The organism is Flavobacterium zhairuonense (assembly GCF_004352915.1).
Lineage (GTDB): Bacteria > Bacteroidota > Bacteroidia > Flavobacteriales > Flavobacteriaceae > Flavobacterium > Flavobacterium zhairuonense.
In genome coordinates, this window is the sequence record NZ_SJSY01000074.1 from 185574 (window position 1) to 205476 (window position 19903).

Genomic DNA, 19903 nt, shown 5'->3' on the forward strand with positions numbered 1-19903 from the left:
AAAAAACAGAAAAAAGCTAACGAAAAGAACTCAGTTTAGGATTAAAATCCTTCAAAAACGCCTAAGCCAAAAAGAGCAAAATCATATTTTACAGGGTCTTGACTGTCCATTTCCCGAAGTTTTAAATCTAACTCGGCCAAAGCTTTTCCGTCGTTTTGCTTTCGCGCAAGCAAGCCTAATTTTCGTGCAACATTTCCAGAATGAACATCTAATGGGCATGATAAAATCGATGGAGAAATGCTTTTCCAGATTCCAAGGTCAACTCCTTTTGCATCTTGGCGCACCATCCATCGAAGGTACATGTTGATTCGCTTTGCGGCAGAATTATTCAAAGGATCTGAAATGTGTTTTTGGGTTCTGGCCAAATGATCGATTTCGAAAAATATTTTTTTGAATTCGCTGATGCTTTTCTGCAGACTGTTTTCTTCTTGGTTTTTGGCAAAAACAGCTTCAAGTCCGCCATGATTTTTATAAATATGCTGTAGTCCTTTGATGAAACCGCCCAAATCTTTTCCGTTGAAAGTGCGGTGAACAAAGTTTTCTAATCGGGCTAAATCTTCTTCAGAATGTGACATGACAAAATCATAAGGCGTATTGCCCATTAATTCCATCATTTTATGCGAATTTTTGATAATCATTTTACGGTTTCCCCAAGCAATAGATGCGCTTAAGAAGCCGGCAATTTCAATATCTTCTTTTTGTGAAAATAAATGCGGAATTTGTACAGGATCGCTTTCTATAAAATCCTGATTATTATATTGAATGACTTTTTCGTCTAGAAATTCTTTAAGTTCTGTTTTATTCATTTTCAGAAAGTTTTTTAGCGTAAAATCCGTCTTTTAAATTATTTGTACGCATTTGCGGAATAATGTGAAAATATTTCCTAAAATAATCAATTTGCTGTTTGTTCACACAAGGAAGTTCTCCGTTTCCGTTTGCCCAGAAAAACTCGTTTTTTACAGGAGAATTGTATTTTAAGTTTCCAAGTTGAATTACTTCAAAAGTAGTATCATTTTTGGTGTTTTTGTTTGGAAAAATGACATTCGAAATTGAAAAATTGCTGTTTTCCATCATTGACTTATTATTTGTAAACGTAGTAAGATTTATTGGCACGAATAAAACAATAACAACGGGCAATAATGAAAATAGCATCAAAAATTGAATCATTTTTTTATTTTGGACAAAAAACAGCAGACAAAACAATGAAAAGAAGAGCACAAAATTCATAAAAAATCGATACTGTGGCGATGTGATTAATAACAAAAACAGCTGAATTGCCATTATTGAATAAAGTGCCCACAGCGATTTTTTGTTGTGGAATTTATAAATGAAAAACGGAACAATAAAAATCAAAATGATGCTTATTTTATTGAATATTCCGTTTAGCTTTGGCATTGTTAGCCATTGAAAAAATAGCGCTGCAACAGAAAAATTTTCATATTGATTTTCGGTAACAGAAAAGCCGAAATATTTTATTTCATTATAATAAAAATGCTGAATCGAATCTGGAATACTATAATCCATAGTGAATAAAGTATCGATTCTTGAAGGAAAAATTGGCGCCCCACAAATGATCATATTTTTGATCACAAAGAGCAACAATACAATTATGCTCAATACAACAGATTTTGAAAGTTTGTTTTTGAGAAATTTAAAATTGTAACTCAAAATAATTATTGGCACTAGAACCAAAGTCAGCGTCGTGTTTTTGATATAAAGTAAAAAAAGTACCAAAACCACCATTAAATTAAATTTCTCCAAAGTTGTTTTTTCGAAGTTTTCTAAGAAGTAAAAAAACAAAATGAAGGAAAAAACATAAACCGGAATATCTGGAGAAGGCGCACTGATGAACTGAAAAAAGAAAATATTCATCAAAGGAAATAATCCGATAAGCAGAAAATTTTTGTTGCTGTTTTTATAATATTCGTTTAGTTTTAAAATGGCAAAAATGTTTCCTAAAAGCAGACAAAATCCGCTTAGGTCATTGAAGTTTTCATATAAAAACGAAAAATTATAAACGCTTTGCACAATATGCCAGCCACTGGTTTGTCCGAAAAAAAGATGCAGATTTACTAATCCTTTTACAAAACCATATTCATTTAGCCATTTTATGGTTTGTATGTAATACGATTCATTGTCAATAACGAAAGGAACAGTAGTGCACTGCGCAATTATTAAAGCCGAAATTAGTATTAGAAATAATTTTGAAAAGGTTGTTAATTCTTTTATTTCTAGTAAAAAAGAATTGTAGATCACAAAAATGGAATCACAGAATCTGGATACTAAAAAAATATTTAGTAGCGCAAAAACAATGTGGAATTCAATATTAATTCGTCCAAAAATCGCCCAAATACTAGATAGAATTGTGACAGAAAATAAGCCTAAGATCGATGTAATAATAAAATTTTGGTTTTTTAATCCCATTATTTTATCAAAAACGACACCTAAATTTAAGGTTGTAAATAAAATATAAATCCAGCTTATTGCAATTAAGAGCATTAAGAAAGAATTTGTCCGTCTGACATTACCAGTTTTCTATCGGCCATATTTGCTAATTCTTCATTGTGGGTCACAATTACAAATGTCTGACCAAATTCATCTCTCAATTGAAAAAATAATTGATGCAGATTTTCGGCAGAATGTGTATCTAAATTTCCTGATGGTTCATCGGCAAAAATAACGTCAGGCTTGTTTATTAAAGCTCTTGCAACGGCAACGCGCTGTTGTTCTCCGCCCGAAAGTTCATTTGGTTTATGATCAACACGATGTGATAAACCTAAAAACGCAAGAAGTTTTTTGGCTTCAGCTTCAGTTTCTGATGGTTTTTTGCCAGCGATATAAGCGGGAATGCAAACATTTTCTAAAGCCGTAAACTCAGGCAAAAGCTGATGAAACTGAAAAATAAAACCTAAATTCAAGTTTCTGAAATTTGATAAAGCCTTGTCATTCAGTTTGAGGATATTTTCTCCATTTATGGTTAATGAAGTATCTGTATTGCCATTTGAAGGTTTGTCTAAAGTTCCTAAAATATGTAATAAAGTTGTTTTTCCGGCACCAGAAGCACCTACAATTGAAACAATTTCTCCTTTTTTAATATGTAAATCAACGCCTTTTAAAACCTCAAGCTGATCGTAGAATTTATGTATATTTTTTGCGTGTATCATTTTTTGAAACTGTTTCTACAAAGAAACGAAGATTATATCGATATAAAAATCAGTTCTAACAGAATTTTATGAAGTAATTTAGGTTTATCTTTAATGAAATAATATTTTCAAATGAAATTAAAAATATTCTTACTTGTATTGATAGCAGGGATTTTGCTGGTTTTTTCGGGTGCCGAAAAATATTCTGATGATAAATTTTTAACGTATAAAGTTGATGTTAAAAAGCAAAACTTGAAATTATTTTGGAAAGATGAAAACGGGAAGCGTTTTGGGAGCATTCAAAACTTGAAGAGTTGGGCGACAAAAAAAAATCTTGAATTAGATTTTGCTATGAATGCAGGAATGTATAAAGCAGATAATTCTCCTCAGGGACTTTATATTGAAAATAGAAAAGAAATTATTTCTTTGGATACCATAAAAGCGACAGGAAATTTTTATTTAAAACCAAATGGAGTATTTTATATTACAATTAAAAAAACAGCAAAGATTTGTACGACAGAAACGTTCTCTAACAACGGCCAAATCAGTTTTGCGACCCAATCTGGACCAATGTTGGTTATTGATGGAAAAATTCATCCTGATTTTAAAGAAGGATCAAAAAATATGAATATTAGAAATGGAGTTGGAATTCTGCCTGATGGAAATGTGGTTTTTGTTTTATCTAAAAGCGAAGTAAATTTTTATGATTTTGCAAGTTATTTTAAAAGTTTAGGATGTAAAAATGCCCTTTATCTTGATGGATTTGTATCACGAGCCTATCTTCCGTCACAAAATTGGAATCAAACGGATGGAGATTTTGGAGCGTTATTTGCTGTTGTGAAAAATAAATAGGAAAGATGGTAATTTTAGAAGTTAAACCAGAAAAAGAAATAATTCGATTTGATCAATTATTTTTAATTTAGATGAACTTAAAACAAATGTAATATGCAGAATTTGAAAGCAATAGATGAAGATGATAAAACCAGAAAACTTTTGTTGGGTTTGCTTTTAGATGGAATCGGAATGATTTCGTTTACTATTCCGTTTATTGGAGAATTTGCCGATGTTATATGGGCGCCTCTTGCCGCATTTATAATGACTCAAATGTACAAAGGAAGAGTAGGAAAAGTGGCCAGTGTTTTGACTTTTGTCGAAGAGATTATTCCTTTCACTGATGTAATTCCTTCCTTTACTATTACGTGGATTTATACCTATTATTTTCAGAAAAGAAACAAAGAGGTTTAGTCTTTAAATAAAACGCCTAATCCCATATTTTTAAGCATTTTCTTTTCGAAGTTCCAAAAGAATTTGAATTGCCCAAAAATGGCTCCTATGGCAACTAATAAAACTTGATAGATTGGAAAAATAATCAATAAGCGAATTAAAGTAAACCAACCTCCAAAATCTTCTTTTGTAATTCCAAGCCAAACGCAGAAAGGCTTAGACAGCCACGCAGATGCCGATCCGGTGATGGCAAATACGACAAGAATGATAATGGCTTGTAAATTTGAGGTAATTCCCCAGCGTTGTTTTAATTTATTCATTGTTATTTGTAATGATTACAAATATAATAACATTATCTAATTGGAACGTAATCCCAAAGCTTTTGTTTATAAGTATTTTGAAAATAAATCATGTAGTTGTAGATAAGGTAATTTACTTCATAGCCATAATGAATCTCTGGGCGGTAGTCAATCAGCATTTCATATAAATTCGGATTGTAAAGTTGAGGCTGACGCACGCGATTATTCCATTCGGTTACATACAAGTAATTTTTGTTTTCGAGATAAGCTAAAGAATAATAAAAACGAGGTTGCGCAATAGAGGCCAACCAAGTCGAAAAACCATTGTCGATAATAATTACTTCATATTCTAAGGAATCGTTTGCAATTCGAACGGTATCATTTACGCCAGATTGTGGTTTAGGCGAATTTGAAGCTACAACATTATTTTTTGAAGCTGTCGAACACGCTATAATTGTAAATAGAACAATCAATATATAAATGCATTTTCTCATGACGCAGTTTTGAAACTTAAATTTACGAATAATTGAAGAAAGAGGTTTGTTATTTAACAGTTTCTTTTAAAGATTCTAAGTCTCTAAGATGCTGAGATTCTAAGTTTTTTGTTTGTTTCGTGAAAAAGAAAAGCTGTTTATTAAGATAAACAGCTTTTTGAATATTTTACAAAGAGGCTAAAATCTTAATATCTTAGAATCTTAGCAACTTAGAGTCTTTATTTACTTCCAAACAATTTGCCTATAAAACCAGAAATGCCACCTTTGCTTTTAGTAACTACTAGAACATCGGCAACATCGACTTTTCCGTCATTGTTTTGGTCAAGGCCAAATTGCATTCCGTATTTAGAAATGGTATCCATTATTCCAGAAGCTTGTCCGCTGTTTCCTGAAATTGAATTTATAATATCTGAAATTTGAAAACTGCTGTCGTTTGGGTCTTTTGCTTTATTGACTAAAGAACCTAAAATCTGTGGAATCAAATTAGAAGCTACTCCGCTTGAATCTGCACTGCTCAATCCGAATTTCTCTCCAAGATTACCGCTCAATTGCTGTTGGATTTGCTGTACAACAGGATTTGAACTGTCAATAGGAGTGTTTCCATTAAACAAGCCAGCAATTTGTTCTGTTCCACCTTCAGAAACGATTTTTTGTAATCCTGCAAAAATTGAATTACTGGTTTCGCTTAATACAGCTTCATTATGTTCGTTTGGAACCGCACTATTGTTTACAACAGCATCGCCTCCGTATTGCTGTACTAATTGGGTTAATTGTTCAAACATGATATTAAGGATTTAGATTAGAACTCAAATTTAATCAAAAAAAGAAAGGGATTTATTAAACTGTGTTAATAAATCCCTTACAAGTAATTTAATTATAGTTAATTAGCTTAACAAAGTAATGATTTGTGATGCTAATTCAGTACCAATTCTGTCTTGCGCTTCTCCTGTTGCAGCTCCGATGTGCGGCGTTAAAGAGATTTTAGAGTGCATTAAGATTGCCATTTCTGGTTTTGGTTCGCTTTCAAAAACGTCTAAACCAGCAAAAGCAACTTTTCCTGAATCTAAAGCTTTTACCAAAGCAACTTCATCAATAACTCCTCCACGAGCACAGTTTACGATTCCAACTCCGTCTTTCATGATTTCAAGTTCTTTCTCTCCAATGATATAACCATCTTGAGCAGGAACGTGTAATGTAATGAAATCAGCTTCTTTAAATAAAGACTCTAAAGATTGAGAAACGATTTTAGTTGTAATAGATTGTCCATCGAAAAATTCAACTTTTACATCAACTTCAGGAATAAAACTATCAGCAGCGATAACTTTCATTCCTAAACCAAGAGCCATTTTTGCAGTAGCTTGTCCAATACGACCAATACCAACAATACCTAAAGTTTTACCTCTTAATTCTGTTCCGTTAGCATAAGCTTTTTTCAAACCATCAAAGTTTGAATCGCCTTCAAGAGGCATATTTCTGTTAGAATCATGTAAAAAACGTACACCAGAAAATAAGTGTCCGAACACTAATTCAGCAACAGACTCTGAAGATGAAGCAGGAGTATTAATTACGTGGATTCCTTTGCTTTTTGCATAATCCACATCGATATTATCCATACCAACACCACCACGACCGATGATTTTGATGCCAGGACAAGCATCGATAATATCTTTACGAACTTTAGTCGCGCTACGAACTAAAATTACGTCAACATTGTTTTCATTTATATAGTTAGCTACTTGTTCTTGAGCTACTTTTGTAGTGATAACTTCAAAACCGCCTTTTTCTAAGGCTAGAATTCCGCTTTTAGAAATTCCGTCATTTGCTAATACTTTCATTTTTTGATATTTAAAGATTGAAAAATTTAATGATTTAAAAATTCAATCTGAATTGTTTGATTAGAGAAAATAGAATGATTTACATAGAAATAAATCTTTCAATCATTCAATATTTTAATTTTTAAATTTTTGTTTCCAATGCTTTCATTACATCAACTAAAACCTGAACGCTTTCAATTGGCATAGCGTTGTAGATAGAAGCTCTGTAACCACCCACAGAACGGTGTCCTGGCAATCCAGAAATGTTTGCCGCTTTCCACAAAGCGTCAAAAGTTTCAGTGTGTTCAGGATTGTTCAATAAGAAAGTCACATTCATGTTTGAACGATCTTCAACTTTTGCAGCACCTTTGAATAATGGGTTTCTGTCGATTTCAGCGTAAAGTAATTCTGCTTTAGCGTTGTTTAATTTTTCAACCGCAGCGATTCCGCCTTTTTCTTTAATCCACTGTAAAGTTAAAAGAGAAACATAAACAGCAAATACAGGTGGAGTATTGTACATACTTTCTCCTTTGATGTGTTTAGCATAATCTAGCATACTCGGAATCGTTTTTCCGTTTTTGCCTAAGATTTCTTCTTTAACTACAACTAAAGTAGTTCCTGCTGGTCCCATATTTTTTTGAGCACCTGCATAGATTAAGTCGAATTTAGAAAAATCTAATTCACGTGAAAAAATATCAGAACTCATATCACACACAACTGGAACGTTAGTTGATGGGAATTCTTTCATTTGAGTTCCAAAGATGGTATTGTTGCTAGTGCAGTGGAAATAATCAGCATCTGCTGGAATTTCGTAACCTTTTGGAACATAAGTATAATTGTCTTCTTTTGAAGAAGCTACGACAACAGTTTCTCCGAAAAGTTTAGCCTCTTTGATTGCCGCAGTTGCCCACGTACCTGAATCTAAATAAGCTGCTTTTCCGTTTTCTTTCATTAAGTTGTATGGAGCCATTAAGAACGCTGTGCTGGCACCGCCTTGTAAAAATAATGCTTGGTATCCTTTTCCTTGAAGTCCTAATAATTCTAAAGCAAGGGAGCGAGCTTCTTCCATAACTGCAACAAAATCTTTGCTTCTGTGCGAAATTTCAAGAATAGATAATCCTGAATCATTAAAATTTAAAATTGCTTTTGATGCCTTCTCAAAAACTTCCTGAGGTAAAATACTTGGTCCTGCGCTGTAGTTGTGTTTTTTCATGGTTGTTGTTAATAGTCGAAAATTTTAAAGATGCAAATTTCGGCAATAGGAGACGAAAAAGCGATAAATTATTCGAAATAATTAAACATATTTTTACTTTGTTGTTAACAAAAACGTTATAGTATCAACGTTATCTGCGTAATCCCACAATTGAGGTTTTTGAGTTTGCCCAAATATGATGCTGTTTTCAAATAAATTGTTGCTAACGATACATTGAATTTGTTCAGAATCAGCTTTAAGACGCGACTGCAAATCTTCAATATTTTCGTAAAATTCATAAAAAACGCTCGAGATAGGAGAGGCGTAGCTGGAATCTTCTTTTATAGTCAAAAAGCCATTGTCAAGAAGCTTGAAATTACTCATTAAAAATACTGCTTTATTATAGTCATAATTATTAGCGTATTTTTCGTAATGAATTACATCTTGATATTTGAACATCGCTTCAAAAAATCCATCAAAAACATATCCTTTTGGAACAAAAAGCTTGGAAACATTTCGGCATCCTAATCCAAAATATCTAAAAATATCTTCACCAAGAGCTTCTAAATCTTCTTTGGATTCTTTTCCGTTCAAAATCGCAACAGAATTTCTGTTTTTTCTGATGATCGATGGTTTGTCTTTAAAATAATATTCAAAATAACGAGCAGTATTGTTGCTTCCCGTTGCAATTACGGCATCGAAGTTTTCAAGTTTTCCTTCGACGAAAGTGATTTTATCTTTTAGGTTTTCATCGACAGTAATTAAATATTTGGCTAAGAAAGGAAGTAGATGCTGATCATTCGACGAAGTTTTGATTAAAGCTTTGTTTCCTGTAATCAAAACAGATAAAAAATCATGAAAACCAACTAACGGAATATTTCCGGCCAAAATCAAAGCAACGGTTTTTTCTTTTGGATTGGCATCAAAATGATATTTTGAAATCCATTTTGTAATGTTTTCTTCTGTCAGAGCTTCTGCCCAAGAATTTATAGCAAAATAAACTTGCTCTGGCGTGTACCAGCCATTATGAGATTGTGATAAATGGATCAGGTTTTCAAAATCATCAAAAAAAATGTCGTTATATAAAACGTCAGTTTTTTTTATCGATTCCTTTTCAGAGAACTGACTTAAAAAATTTCCTAATTCAACAAAAACACTTTTTTTTGTTTCTAATGTCATAATGTTTGTTTATGAATTGTTTTGATTGTAATTTTGCACAAAAATAAGCATAATTAAGTCGAAAGACAAAAGTCCAAAGTCCAAAGTCGAAAGTCTAAAGTTGAAAAGGCTTTAATACTTTTACTTTAAATACTTTCAAACTTTATGACAGACTTTATGACTTTAGACTTTATGACTTTTAAACTTTAAGACTAAAAAAGATGGCAATTATTATAACTGACGAATGCATCAATTGTGGGGCTTGCGAACCAGAGTGCCCAAATACAGCAATATATGAAGGTGCAGATGATTGGAGATATAAAGACGGAACAAGTCTTTCTGGAAAAGTAGTTTTACCTGACGGAACTGAGGTTGACGCTGAAGATGCTCAAACTCCAATTTCTGATGAAATCTATTATATCGTTCCAGGAAAATGTACAGAATGTAAAGGGTTTCACGATGAACCTCAATGTGCTGCTGTATGTCCTGTTGATTGCTGCGTACCAGATGATAATCACGTAGAAGATGAAGAAACCTTGTTGAATAGACAAGCGTTTTTACATGGTGAATAAATTTCGAAAATATATAATAAACAACCCTATAACTTTTTCTTTACTTGTTGTTTATTGTTGTTTTATTTATTTAAAAGTTGCAAATCTTGATAATTATAATTTTTACGAAGGCAAAGTAATTGGACTTCATAAAATTTCATCAAAATATTCAGGCGCAGGACGCGGAAGTGGTTGGGTAAGAATTAGCAGAGAAATACCAGAAATCGAGTATTATAAAAATTATGATACTATAAAATGTGATCAAGGAGAATTAAGATTGGTCACAAATTTTAAAATAAATGAGAAGCTTATTGTTTTAGAGGACAAGGAAAATGAATATGAAGTAAAGATCTACAGTTTGTTTTACTATTGGATTGATTATAATGAATTGATTCTTTGTTTGCTAGGATTCTTGTTTGTTTATGGATACATTAGAACTTTTATGATTTAAAAAATATAATCCTGAGTACCACGCTCAGGATTTTTTTTTTGTCTTTTTTTTGATATTTATTCTTTACAATGCTGTTACATAACGATTTATTTTGTTAATTTGATGTTAATATTTCAAAAACAGCCTATGAGGAGACTGGTATGTTTATTTATCGTATTATTTAGTATTACAGCTTTTGCGCAAAAATCTGAATATTCTATTATTGTAAAAGATATCGAAACTCAATTGCCGATAGAAAATGCAACAGTAGTTATTATGAAGACCAAGCAAATTCTGTTAAGCAATAAGGAGGGCAAAGTCACTTTTATGCTTACAGGAGGTTCTAATATTGAAATTTCGCAAACAGATTATGAAACTTTGAATATTCGATGGGTTTCTTTAAAAGATGATCAAAAGTTTGTGGTCTATTTGAAGAACAAGAATAACAAACTGGATGAAATTGTAGTTTCAAAGGAAAATCCTCAAAAAATCTTTCAAAAAATTGTGGCTAATTCTAGGAAAAAATTAGCATCGTCTTATAGATTAAAAGTCTATGTAAGAGAGTTTTTTATGCTCGATAACAAGTACTCTTATTATAATGACGGACTTGTAAATTTTCAGTTTTCAGTAAATCAAAAAAAATCAACGACCACATTGCTTGTAGAGCAAAATAGATCCTACGGTTTGTTAGAAACTGATGTTAGTGCCGACTTGAAAGGATATAATTTGAATAATATCATGGAAAACTATTCGAATTTAAAATATTTTGATCCGGTTCTAGATCCGAAAACTAGAAAAGAATATGATTTTACAACCACAGGACATCCTAATAATAAAGATTATTATGTGCTGAAAATTACGCCTCTTGATAAGTCTAAAAAAGCATTAGATACTTTTGAAATTGTTTACGATCCGGTTAAAAAACTGATTGTCGAATATACAATCACGATTGAGCCAGGAAATCTTATGCAAATCGAAGAACAAACTAAACCAGGCTCAAAAAATGTAACCAAATCTAATATCAGAGTTAGTTACAGAATTGATGGCGAAAATTATTATTTGTTAAGCTCGAATGAAGAAATTGCATATAATCTTGTTTTGAAAGAACAAATAAAGAAAATTGAGGTTCGAAACAGTTTTACAACAACACATTTTAACCGACAAAATTTCACTTATAAAGAAAGTGACGTTTTTAAAGAGAAAACGCTTTTCAATAAAAAGAATAAAATCATGACCAACTATTGGGATATTTCGGGTTTTGTCGCGACTGATGAAGAAAAAGCAATTATTTCGGGCTTAGATTATAAGCTGTAAAATTTAAAATGAGAGCTATTTAGATGAAAAAAATCCTGAACAATCGTTCAGGATTTTTTGTTTGAGAGTATTGGCTGAGTAAAGTCGAAGCCCTTTTTTCTGAAATATTTTAGAAGTTAAATCCAAGTCTTGCATAGTAGTAAGCACCGCTGAATCCCATTTGAACTGCATCCCAGTAACCACCAGCTTCTGTATTTCCTTGTTCATCTTGTTTTGTTGGATAAACATTGAATAAGTTGTTGCTTCCAAGGCTTAATTTTAAACTTTTAGTCAATTGGTAACCTACAGTCAAATCAGTTACTAATCTAGGATTGTAAACATCATCTTCGTCAGCATAATCAACTAAAACCACTTTGCTGAAACGTGTAAATGCTAAACCTGCATCAAATTTATTTTTTGAATAAGTAAGGTTTAAACCAAATTTGCTGTCTGGCGCAGAAGCCAATAAAAAGGCTTTTTCACGTTTTCCAAAGAAAGTTGCTTCATCTAAATCGCCATTTTTTACTTTATCAATTTTCATATCGTTGATATTTCCAACTAAAGTAGCGCCAATGTGTCCAAAATCATAATTCTTTTTCCAAGAGAAAACTAAATCTAAACCGTGTGTGCTTGTGTCAACTCCGTTAGCAAAAAACTGAGCCGAATCAACGCCAAGATTTAAACTGCTTGCATCAAAATAACCTGTTAGTACGATACGATCTTTAACTTTAATATAATAACCATCAACAGTAGCTGTGAAATCACCAAATGTTGCAGTTAGTCCTAAAGAAGCATTTACTGCTTTTTCTTCATTTAATTTTTGAATACCAAACGCTTTTGTGACAGGGCTGTCATTTGGCGCAAGCAAAACTTCTTGTGCTCCTTGAGCATTAAAATTTGTAAAATGTAAATTGTAATAAATTTGAGCTAAAGATGGTGCACGGAAACCTGTACTAATAGATCCTCTAGCATTTATATGATCTGTAATTTTTAATCTTGAAGCTAATTTTCCATTTATAGTACTTCCAAAATCGCTATAGTTTTCAAAACGAACTGCGCCGCTAACCATCCAAGCTTCTGTAACATCTAATTCGGCATCAGTATATAGTGAAAAGTTTGTTCTGCTTTTATTTACAGTATTTAATGGACTATATCCAGGAAAACCTTGCGAACCTCCCGGTCTTGGTTCGCCTGAAATTGGATCAATTGGAGGGCTTTGAGTTGTAGGATCTGTGATAACATTTCCGTTAGTATCATAAGTTGCGTATGAACCTTCTTCGCCAGCAAAAATTTCAAATTGCTCTACTCTGAATTCAGTTCCGAAAGCAATATTGAATCCGCTCATGATATCATCATAGTTTTTAGAAATATCAAAATTGGTTGTGTTTTGAAGTAAACTATGTCCACCAGCGTCAAATTCATGAGGAGATTTTTCCTCAAGAGAAGCATTGATCGTCCCTTTTATGTCATATTGGAATTTATTCTTTCCAAAAGTATTACTCAAATCAAATTTCCATCCGCCAGAAGATTCAGTTTTGATTCCCGCGGCAATAGAATTGTCATTAATTTTTGATGTGATTCTTGGAGTATATCCGCCTGGATAAACTGATTCAACAACTCTTTCGCCATCATTTCTAGTAAAAGCATAAGCATCAGTATCTCTAAAATTGCTTCCGCCAAAAGCATAAAACTCAGTTTTGTCGCTAATCGGAATAGACAAGTTAGCGAATAAATTAACGCCTTGCATTTCTGCATCACCAAAACCTTTTCTAAAATCGTAGGCAGGTCTTAATGTTTTGTTTTTGCTTAGAAACTCACCTGTAATATTTACGTAACCGCCTTTGCTTCCAATACCAGTTCCATAATTGGCAGCAACTTTTACAGATCCACCATCTAAATCCTGATTTTTTCCGTATGAATTTCCATTTCCGTTCTGGTCTAATCTAAAACCTTTTGTATTTGGAGTTCCCGGAAGGAATTCGCCTTTTGCATGCGTATTAAAAACGCCATATGTTACAGATCCTGTAAGTTCATCTACATTGTCATTTGTTATAATATTTATAACACCGGCAATGGCATCAGAACCATATTGAGCAGCAGCACCGTCGCGCAAAATCTCAATTCTTTTAATAGAAGCTGCAGGAATCGCATTTAAATCTGTTCCTGTGTTCCCGCGTCCGCGAGTTCCAAATAAATTGATTAATGACGATTGGTGTCTTCTTTTTCCGTTAATCAAAACTAAGGTTTGGTCAGGTCCCATACCTCTTAAAGAAGCAGGATCAACGTGGTCTGCTCCGTCAGAACCAGATTGTTTGTTAGCGTTAAACGAAGGTGCAACATATTGTAAAAGCTGGTTGATTTCGATTTTACCACTTTGTGTAGTAACATCTTTTACATTAATTACATCAATAGGAACTGCCGAATTTACAACGGTTCTTTTGGTGCTTCTCGAACCCACGACAACAACATCATTTAAAACTTGGCCATCGCTTTCGCTTAAATTGATGTCTATTTTATCGCTTGAAGCTAATTTTTCAACTGTTGAAAAGCCAACATAGCTAAAAACTAATGTAGCGCCATCTTTGACTTTGATTTTGTAGGCTCCTTCAAAATCAGTTGAAACGCCATTTGAAGTTCCTTTTTCGACAACGTTTACGCCGGGTAGGGGTGTGCCTGTTTTGTCTTTCACGACACCTGAGACTTCTTTTTGAGCAAAAAGAAATGCTGTATTCAGCAGAAATAATAAAAAAACTATTCTTTTCATGTGGGTTTGGTTTTTTGGTTTGTTTTTTATTGGTTTAGTTTATAAAAGTAGTATTTTTTAACAAAAATTTAATAATATGTTTAAAAATTTTCAAGATTTGCTTTAAAATTGTATTAATGAACATTTTTAGTTCGTGCAAGAGCTATTAAATCTTATATTTGCAAAATTTTAAAGCCAAAAAATATGATTTTGGCAGAAATCAAAAAAAGAACATTTAAATCGCAAAACATTAAAGTACAATGTTTAATGTTTAGACCTAAAACTAAAGGTCGAATAAATAATATAGAAACAAACAGATGAAAGCAGGAATTGTAGGATTGCCAAATGTTGGAAAATCAACATTATTTAATTGTTTATCTAATGCAAAAGCGCAGAGTGCAAACTTTCCGTTTTGTACAATCGAACCTAATATTGGTGTTGTAAACGTTCCAGATCCAAGAATCAATAAATTAGAAGAATTAGTAAAACCTGAGCGTGTGCAAATGGCAACTGTAGATATCGTAGATATTGCAGGTTTGGTAAAAGGAGCAAGTAAAGGCGAAGGTCTTGGAAATCAGTTTTTAGGAAACATTAGAGAGTGTAATGCTATTATTCACGTTTTGCGTTGTTTTGACAATGATAATATTGTTCACGTTGACGGAAATGTAAACCCAATTCGTGACAAAGAAACGATCGATATCGAATTGCAGTTAAAAGACTTAGAAACAATCGAAAAACGTTTAGAAAAAGTAAAACGTGCTGCAAAAACTGGAAATAAAGAAGCACAAACAGAAGAAGCTTTGTTGAACAGAATTAGAGAAGCTTTGTTGCAGGCTAAATCTGCAAGAACAATTGTTCCTCAAAATAATGACGAAGAAGTTTTAATGGAAAGTTTCCAATTAATTACTGCAAAACCAGTTTTATACGTTTGTAACGTTGACGAAAGTTCAGCAGTAAACGGAAACAAATATGTTGATCAAGTTCGCGAATTAGTAAAAGACGAAGAAGCTGAAGTTATTGTGCTTTCAGTAGGAGCAGAAGCTGATATTACAGAATTAGAAAGCTACGAAGAGCGTCAGGTTTTCCTTGAAGATATGGGATTAGAAGAGCCAGGTGCATCTGTTTTGATTCGTGCAGCTTACAAATTATTAAAACAACAGACTTATTTTACAGCTGGTGTAAAAGAAGTTCGTGCTTGGACGATCAACATTGGAGCAACTGCACCACAAGCGGCTGGAGTTATCCACACTGATTTTGAAAAAGGATTTATCCGTGCTGAGGTAATTTCATATGATGATTACGTTCAATACGGTTCTGAAGCAAAAGCAAAAGAAGCTGGAAAATTCAGAGTTGAAGGAAAAGAATATATTGTGAAAGATGGTGATGTAATGCACTTCCGTTTCAACGTTTAATCTTTTTTTTAGAAGAAAGAGTAAAGAACAAAGAGAATAGACTAAAACTGCTGGAGAGATTCAGCAGTTTTTTTTTATGTTTAGATAAAAATAAAATCGGTGTAAATCCGCGCTTTCGCGAAAGCGAATCAGTAGAATCCGCGTTCTAATTTATCATGAGAATTAAGCATTAAAAATTTTTGGCTCAAAAATTGGTTACAGAAAAATTAACCAATTACTAATCTAAAAATCAACCAATCAAAATGCTAAAAAAATCATTCAAATTTCTGGGCTGGACACTCTTCGGAATTTTCACTTTCCTTGCGCTGTATATTTCATCAGTTTTAATTATTTCAAGAATTACTGTGAATTCGGATATTGCTCAAGTCGAAGAACAAAATGCAATTCCAATTTACATTCTTTCCAATGGTGTTCATACCGATATTGTTGTTCCTATTAAAAACGAAATCAAAGATTGGCGAAACGAAATCCAGTTCAGCCAGACACAATCAAAAGATTCATTGATGAATTATATTGGTTTCGGGTGGGGTGATAAAGGTTTTTATCTCGATACGCCTGAATGGTCAGACTTAAAAGCTAGTACAGCATTAAAAGCGACTTTTGGAGTAAGTTCTTCTGCAATGCATACCACATTTTTTAAACAATTGAGGGAAGGGGAAGATTGCAAACGCATTTTGGTTTCAAAAGAAAATTATCAAAATTTAGTCAATTATATCTCCAACAGTTTCAGTGATCCCGTTCATCCACAATGGATTGAAGGTCATAGTTGCGGAAGAAAAGACGCTTTTTATGAAGCAAAAGGAAGTTACAGTCTTTTTAATACCTGCAATACTTGGGCAAATAATGCTTTAAAAGCGGCGAACCAAAAGGCAAGCTTGTGGACGGTTTATGATAAGGGGATTTTCTGTCATTATAAATGATTCTGCTATGAAAAAGATAGTTTTAATTGTAGCAATACTAGCAGTAAGTATTTCTTGTAAAAAAGTAGATGCACCAGCAGAATGCGTAGAAGGATGCGCGACTTTTTATTTTGAAAAACCGCAACCTGAAAATGATTCTGAGTTAGATCATTTTCCGAATAAATTCAGAGGATTGTACGTCAATAACGATTCAACTTTTATAAGAATTGAAGAAGATAGAATTCTAGAAGAATATTTTTGGAAGTTCAAAATTCATAAGCTTAAATTAGATTCGTTAAAGGCTGAATGCGATATTGTTGATGGCAAATTAGTGGTGAAGGAGACAAGATATACTTATGATATGCTACCGAAAGGCGATTCAATCGAATTAATTCAAAAAAGTATCGATACGCTGTTTAGGTTTTCTCTTTATGAAAAAGCAAAGCGCATTGATGGACAATTAATTTTGAGTAAAAAAGATTCTGTATTTTGGAAGGTTAGATTTGTTTCACTTGACAAAAACACTTTAAAATTTAAAAACCTATACGATTTAAAAGACCTTAAAAAGCTTGATTCAGTCACTAAAATAAAAGCAAAAAAGCTTGATTCTATTTCTTATTTGATGAAGCCAGCAAGAAGCGAATTCAAAAAAATCTTTAAAATTAAACATTTAGGATACGATCAGGAATATAAAAAGGTATCTGAATAAACATGGGAAAAATATAAAATTCGGCTAAAATCTGAGAAGTGCAACATTTTCATTAATGCCTAAATTTGAGTAAATATCAAACAGCCAGCAAATGAAAAAGCACAACATCTTTTCAAAAACTTGGTATTTATTAAAAACGACATTTTTAGAATTCAATGACGATAATGCCATTAAGTTAAGTGCAGCATTATCTTATTATACCATTTTTGCATTGCCTCCTTTATTGATAATTATAATTACTATTTGTGGTGTCTTTTTTGGGGAAGAGGCAGTCACAGGCCAGTTATACGGCCAAATAAATAGATTGGTGGGGAATAATGCAGCGGTACAAATTCAGGAGGCAATAAAAAATGTTCAATTATCAGACAGCAATGTATTTGTGACCGTTTTTGGGGTCGTAATGTTGCTAATTGGGGCATCGGGAGTTTTTGCAGAAATCCAAAGTTCCATTAATTATATTTGGGGCTTGCGGGCCAAACCCAATAGAGGTTTGCGAAAATTTATCCAAAACAGAATTATGTCATTTTCAATGATAGTTTCGGTTGGATTCTTGATGTTGGTCAGCTTAATGGTCAATGCTACGCTCGATGTTTTAAATGCACGTTTAAAACTCTATTTTCCAGATACAACAGTTTACTTTTTTTATGTGGCAAATTTGGTAATTGTTTTTGCCAGCATCACATTGCTTTTCGCAATTATATTCCGAACTTTACCTGACGGAGCGATCAAATGGAAAGATGCTTTTGTGGGAGCTTCTTGCACAGCAATTTTATTTATGATAGGTAAATTTGCAATTGGGCTTTATCTAGGAAATTCTACTGTTGCAAGTGTTTACGGTGCAGCAGGTTCTGTGATTATAATTTTAGTTTGGGTGTATTACTCCGCTATTATTTTGTATTTTGGAGCTGAATTTACAAAAGTCTACGCAAAAGCATTTGGAGGAAGTATTTCGCCAAATGATTATTCTGTAGAAATACAAAAAGAGATTTTTGAAATAGAAACCGAATAGAAAAATAAAATACCACAAATATGAAAATAATAGCCTTTGGAGGAAGCAACAGCAAACAGTCAATCAATAAGCGTTTAGCGACTTATGCATCTAGTTTATTTGAAAATGCAGATGTTGAGGTTTTAGATTTAAATGATTTTGCAATGCCCGTTTTTAGCGTAGATCTTGAAAAAGAAATTGGTCAGCATGAAGTGGCGCAATCGTTTTTGAATAAACTTAAAGAAGCTGATATTCTAGTAGTTTCAATGGCAGAAAATAATGGAAATTATTCTGTTGCTTTCAAAAATGTTTTCGATTGGAGTTCTCGTATCGAAAAAGATGTTTTTCAGCACAAACCAATGTTATTATTGGCCACTTCTCCAGGAGGAAGAGGCGGAAGTTCTGTTTTAGGAATTGCTCAAAATCTTTTTCCGCGTTATGGAGCTGAAATTAAAGGAAGTTTTTCATTGCCAGCATTTGGCTCGAATTTTGATTTACAAGAAAATAAAATCTCGAATCTTGAGTTAGATCAGGAACTGAAAGATATTATTAAATCAAATTTTTAAATGCCACAGAAAAAGATTTCATTTTTAGTCCTTTTGCTTCATATTATTTTTTTCAATTTCGCTTCTGCACAAAAAGTAAGCGAAGTTGATAAAATTGTTGCAAAATACCCTAAAAGTTTTGGTAGCACTGAAAAATTAACTGACAGAATCGAAAATGATTTTGATTCGGATTATGATCGTGCACGCGCCATTTACAGCTGGATTGCCTTCAATATAAAATATGACTTCAATGCTTTTTTGAATCCGCCCAGAACACAAGGTTTCAGTTATTCATCTGAAGCTGAAAAGCAACGAAAAATAAAACAGATTAATGATAATCTGATTCAGAAGACTTTTAAATCTCAAAAAGCTGTTTGTGAGGGTTTTACTGCTTTGTATCAGCATTTGGCTCTTGAAATGGGAATAAAATGCGAAATAATCCGTGGTGATTCTAAAATTTCAGTTAGAGATATCGGAAGAAAAACTACTTCATCCAATCATGCCTGGAATATGGTTTTGATTGATAAGAAATGGCGTTTGGTTGACGTGACTTGGGGGCAAGGCTATTACGACAGCAGTAAAGGCAGAATGGTTAATGATTTTAACCCTGCTTATTTTGATACAGATCCAGATTATTTCTTTGCTAAACATTTTCCGGATTCAGGAACTTTTTTAGGCAACAGATTAAGTAAAGATGATTTCCTCAACGGACCTTTGATTTACAATAAAACCATTGAAGAAGATTATCAAGTCAAAACTCCCGAATCTGGAATTATTGAAGCAAGGAGAGGAGATAAAATCACTTTTGAAATCAAAAATCTTTCAAAATCAGATCAGGTTTTTTATTTGAATAAAAGAAATCAGCCTGTAAAAATCCAAAATGCAAAAGAAAAAAGAGGAGGTTTGGAGTTTCAGATTTTGATTGATAGTAATGTGGGAGAGTATATTACGATTTATGCCAATACAAATAGTATTGTTTCTTTTAAAATTATTCAGAAATAAAAGACTT

The 19903-nt window shown here is 32.8% G+C and carries 21 protein-coding genes; 11 read left to right on the forward strand and 10 right to left on the reverse strand.

Annotated elements, in window-relative coordinates; genetic code table 11:
* Positions 1–41 precede the first annotated feature (41 nt).
* Genes EYY60_RS15100 through EYY60_RS15110 form a run of 3 tightly spaced genes read right to left on the reverse strand, consistent with a single transcriptional unit; the run spans position 42 to position 3164 of the window.
* Positions 42–806 carry a TIGR02757 family protein gene (locus EYY60_RS15100; protein ID WP_132990152.1) on the reverse strand — a complete coding sequence of 255 codons (765 nt, stop codon included), beginning with the start codon at positions 804–806 and terminating at the stop codon, positions 42–44.
* On the reverse strand, positions 799–2499 hold the full coding sequence (locus EYY60_RS15105) for an LIC_10190 family membrane protein (protein WP_132990153.1): 1701 nt from the start codon (positions 2497–2499) through the stop codon (positions 799–801). Before EYY60_RS15105 ends, EYY60_RS15100 begins: the two co-directional genes overlap by 8 nt.
* Entirely contained in the window at positions 2499–3164 is a 666-nt protein-coding gene (locus tag EYY60_RS15110) for an ABC transporter ATP-binding protein (protein ID WP_026729217.1), read from the reverse strand. Before EYY60_RS15110 ends, EYY60_RS15105 begins: the two co-directional genes overlap by 1 nt.
* A gap of 111 nt (positions 3165–3275) precedes the next feature.
* On the opposite strand from EYY60_RS15110, the gene EYY60_RS15115 reads away from it, so the two are divergent.
* Positions 3276–3995 carry a phosphodiester glycosidase family protein gene (locus tag EYY60_RS15115; RefSeq protein WP_132990154.1) on the forward strand — a complete coding sequence of 240 codons (720 nt, stop codon included), beginning with the start codon at positions 3276–3278 and terminating at the stop codon, positions 3993–3995.
* Between the two features lie 93 nt (positions 3996–4088).
* Complete coding sequence (locus EYY60_RS15120; protein WP_132990155.1) at positions 4089–4388, forward strand: hypothetical protein; 300 nt, start codon at positions 4089–4091, stop codon at positions 4386–4388.
* On the opposite strand, the gene EYY60_RS15125 is transcribed toward EYY60_RS15120, so the two are convergent.
* From EYY60_RS15125 to EYY60_RS15150, 6 genes are all read right to left on the reverse strand, one after another.
* Positions 4385–4687 carry a DUF6787 family protein gene (locus EYY60_RS15125; RefSeq protein WP_132990156.1) on the reverse strand — a complete coding sequence of 101 codons (303 nt, stop codon included), beginning with the start codon at positions 4685–4687 and terminating at the stop codon, positions 4385–4387. The two genes, EYY60_RS15120 and EYY60_RS15125, sit on opposite strands and share 4 nt — an antisense overlap.
* Positions 4688–4719: 32 nt before the next feature.
* Positions 4720–5160, reverse strand: a complete 441-nt coding sequence (locus tag EYY60_RS15130) for a DUF6146 family protein (RefSeq protein ID WP_132990157.1) — start codon at positions 5158–5160, stop codon at positions 4720–4722.
* Between the two features lie 218 nt (positions 5161–5378).
* Entirely contained in the window at positions 5379–5942 is a 564-nt protein-coding gene (locus tag EYY60_RS15135; protein ID WP_132990158.1) for a DUF937 domain-containing protein, read from the reverse strand.
* 102 nt (positions 5943–6044) lie between these two features.
* Entirely contained in the window at positions 6045–6995 is a 951-nt protein-coding gene (locus EYY60_RS15140; RefSeq protein WP_026729222.1) for a D-2-hydroxyacid dehydrogenase, read from the reverse strand.
* Between the two features lie 121 nt (positions 6996–7116).
* Positions 7117–8187 (reverse strand): 3-phosphoserine/phosphohydroxythreonine transaminase, encoded by a 1071-nt coding sequence (gene serC, locus EYY60_RS15145; RefSeq protein WP_132990159.1) that lies wholly within the window; start codon positions 8185–8187, stop codon positions 7117–7119.
* A gap of 93 nt (positions 8188–8280) precedes the next feature.
* Positions 8281–9345, reverse strand: a complete 1065-nt coding sequence (locus EYY60_RS15150; RefSeq protein ID WP_132990160.1) for an acyl-CoA reductase — start codon at positions 9343–9345, stop codon at positions 8281–8283.
* Between the two features lie 200 nt (positions 9346–9545).
* Here EYY60_RS15150 and EYY60_RS15155 point away from each other — a divergent pair, with 200 nt between their 5' ends.
* From EYY60_RS15155 to EYY60_RS15165, 3 genes are all read left to right on the forward strand, one after another.
* Complete coding sequence (locus EYY60_RS15155; RefSeq protein ID WP_026729225.1) at positions 9546–9896, forward strand: 4Fe-4S dicluster domain-containing protein; 351 nt, start codon at positions 9546–9548, stop codon at positions 9894–9896.
* The gene (locus EYY60_RS15160) at positions 9886–10326 is read left to right on the forward strand and encodes a hypothetical protein (protein WP_132990161.1); all 441 of its coding nucleotides are present in this window, start codon (positions 9886–9888) and stop codon (positions 10324–10326) included. Before EYY60_RS15155 ends, EYY60_RS15160 begins: the two co-directional genes overlap by 11 nt.
* A 126-nt stretch (positions 10327–10452) precedes the next feature.
* Complete coding sequence (locus tag EYY60_RS15165; protein WP_132990162.1) at positions 10453–11619, forward strand: hypothetical protein; 1167 nt, start codon at positions 10453–10455, stop codon at positions 11617–11619.
* Between the two features lie 109 nt (positions 11620–11728).
* On the opposite strand, the gene EYY60_RS15170 is transcribed toward EYY60_RS15165, so the two are convergent.
* Positions 11729–14362 (reverse strand): TonB-dependent receptor, encoded by a 2634-nt coding sequence (locus EYY60_RS15170; protein ID WP_132990163.1) that lies wholly within the window; start codon positions 14360–14362, stop codon positions 11729–11731.
* A 296-nt stretch (positions 14363–14658) separates the two neighbouring features.
* On the opposite strand from EYY60_RS15170, the gene ychF reads away from it, so the two are divergent.
* From ychF to EYY60_RS15200, 6 genes are all read left to right on the forward strand, one after another.
* Positions 14659–15753 (forward strand): redox-regulated ATPase YchF, encoded by a 1095-nt coding sequence (ychF, locus tag EYY60_RS15175; RefSeq protein WP_111424099.1) that lies wholly within the window; start codon positions 14659–14661, stop codon positions 15751–15753.
* 242 nt (positions 15754–15995) lie between these two features.
* A complete protein-coding gene (locus EYY60_RS15180) occupies positions 15996–16673 on the forward strand; it encodes a TIGR02117 family protein (RefSeq protein ID WP_132990164.1) in 678 nt (225 codons plus the stop codon).
* 7 nt (positions 16674–16680) lie between these two features.
* Complete coding sequence (locus tag EYY60_RS15185) at positions 16681–17361, forward strand: hypothetical protein (RefSeq protein ID WP_132990165.1); 681 nt, start codon at positions 16681–16683, stop codon at positions 17359–17361.
* 91 nt (positions 17362–17452) lie between these two features.
* A complete protein-coding gene (locus tag EYY60_RS15190; protein ID WP_132990166.1) occupies positions 17453–18370 on the forward strand; it encodes a YihY/virulence factor BrkB family protein in 918 nt (305 codons plus the stop codon).
* A 20-nt stretch (positions 18371–18390) separates the two neighbouring features.
* On the forward strand, positions 18391–18915 hold the full coding sequence (locus EYY60_RS15195; protein ID WP_132990167.1) for an NADPH-dependent FMN reductase: 525 nt from the start codon (positions 18391–18393) through the stop codon (positions 18913–18915).
* Positions 18916–19896 carry a transglutaminase domain-containing protein gene (locus EYY60_RS15200; protein WP_132990168.1) on the forward strand — a complete coding sequence of 327 codons (981 nt, stop codon included), beginning with the start codon at positions 18916–18918 and terminating at the stop codon, positions 19894–19896.
* Positions 19897–19903 lie beyond the last annotated feature (7 nt).

What these genes read in the sequence shown, in the direction of transcription:
- EYY60_RS15100 (WP_132990152.1), bottom strand. Translation starts at nt 806, where the DNA reads ATGAATAAAACAGAACTTAAAGAATTTCTAGACGAAAAAGTCATTCAA.
- EYY60_RS15105 (WP_132990153.1), bottom strand. Translation starts at nt 2,499, where the DNA reads ATGCTCTTAATTGCAATAAGCTGGATTTATATTTTATTTACAACCTTA.
- EYY60_RS15110 (WP_026729217.1), bottom strand. Translation starts at nt 3,164, where the DNA reads ATGATACACGCAAAAAATATACATAAATTCTACGATCAGCTTGAGGTT.
- EYY60_RS15115 (WP_132990154.1), top strand. Translation starts at nt 3,276, where the DNA reads ATGAAATTAAAAATATTCTTACTTGTATTGATAGCAGGGATTTTGCTG.
- EYY60_RS15120 (WP_132990155.1), top strand. Translation starts at nt 4,089, where the DNA reads ATGCAGAATTTGAAAGCAATAGATGAAGATGATAAAACCAGAAAACTT.
- EYY60_RS15125 (WP_132990156.1), bottom strand. Translation starts at nt 4,687, where the DNA reads ATGAATAAATTAAAACAACGCTGGGGAATTACCTCAAATTTACAAGCC.
- EYY60_RS15130 (WP_132990157.1), bottom strand. Translation starts at nt 5,160, where the DNA reads ATGAGAAAATGCATTTATATATTGATTGTTCTATTTACAATTATAGCG.
- EYY60_RS15135 (WP_132990158.1), bottom strand. Translation starts at nt 5,942, where the DNA reads ATGTTTGAACAATTAACCCAATTAGTACAGCAATACGGAGGCGATGCT.
- EYY60_RS15140 (WP_026729222.1), bottom strand. Translation starts at nt 6,995, where the DNA reads ATGAAAGTATTAGCAAATGACGGAATTTCTAAAAGCGGAATTCTAGCC.
- serC (WP_132990159.1), bottom strand. Translation starts at nt 8,187, where the DNA reads ATGAAAAAACACAACTACAGCGCAGGACCAAGTATTTTACCTCAGGAA.
- EYY60_RS15150 (WP_132990160.1), bottom strand. Translation starts at nt 9,345, where the DNA reads ATGACATTAGAAACAAAAAAAAGTGTTTTTGTTGAATTAGGAAATTTT.
- EYY60_RS15155 (WP_026729225.1), top strand. Translation starts at nt 9,546, where the DNA reads ATGGCAATTATTATAACTGACGAATGCATCAATTGTGGGGCTTGCGAA.
- EYY60_RS15160 (WP_132990161.1), top strand. Translation starts at nt 9,886, where the DNA reads ATGGTGAATAAATTTCGAAAATATATAATAAACAACCCTATAACTTTT.
- EYY60_RS15165 (WP_132990162.1), top strand. Translation starts at nt 10,453, where the DNA reads ATGAGGAGACTGGTATGTTTATTTATCGTATTATTTAGTATTACAGCT.
- EYY60_RS15170 (WP_132990163.1), bottom strand. Translation starts at nt 14,362, where the DNA reads ATGAAAAGAATAGTTTTTTTATTATTTCTGCTGAATACAGCATTTCTT.
- ychF (WP_111424099.1), top strand. Translation starts at nt 14,659, where the DNA reads ATGAAAGCAGGAATTGTAGGATTGCCAAATGTTGGAAAATCAACATTA.
- EYY60_RS15180 (WP_132990164.1), top strand. Translation starts at nt 15,996, where the DNA reads ATGCTAAAAAAATCATTCAAATTTCTGGGCTGGACACTCTTCGGAATT.
- EYY60_RS15185 (WP_132990165.1), top strand. Translation starts at nt 16,681, where the DNA reads ATGAAAAAGATAGTTTTAATTGTAGCAATACTAGCAGTAAGTATTTCT.
- EYY60_RS15190 (WP_132990166.1), top strand. Translation starts at nt 17,453, where the DNA reads ATGAAAAAGCACAACATCTTTTCAAAAACTTGGTATTTATTAAAAACG.
- EYY60_RS15195 (WP_132990167.1), top strand. Translation starts at nt 18,391, where the DNA reads ATGAAAATAATAGCCTTTGGAGGAAGCAACAGCAAACAGTCAATCAAT.
- EYY60_RS15200 (WP_132990168.1), top strand. Translation starts at nt 18,916, where the DNA reads ATGCCACAGAAAAAGATTTCATTTTTAGTCCTTTTGCTTCATATTATT.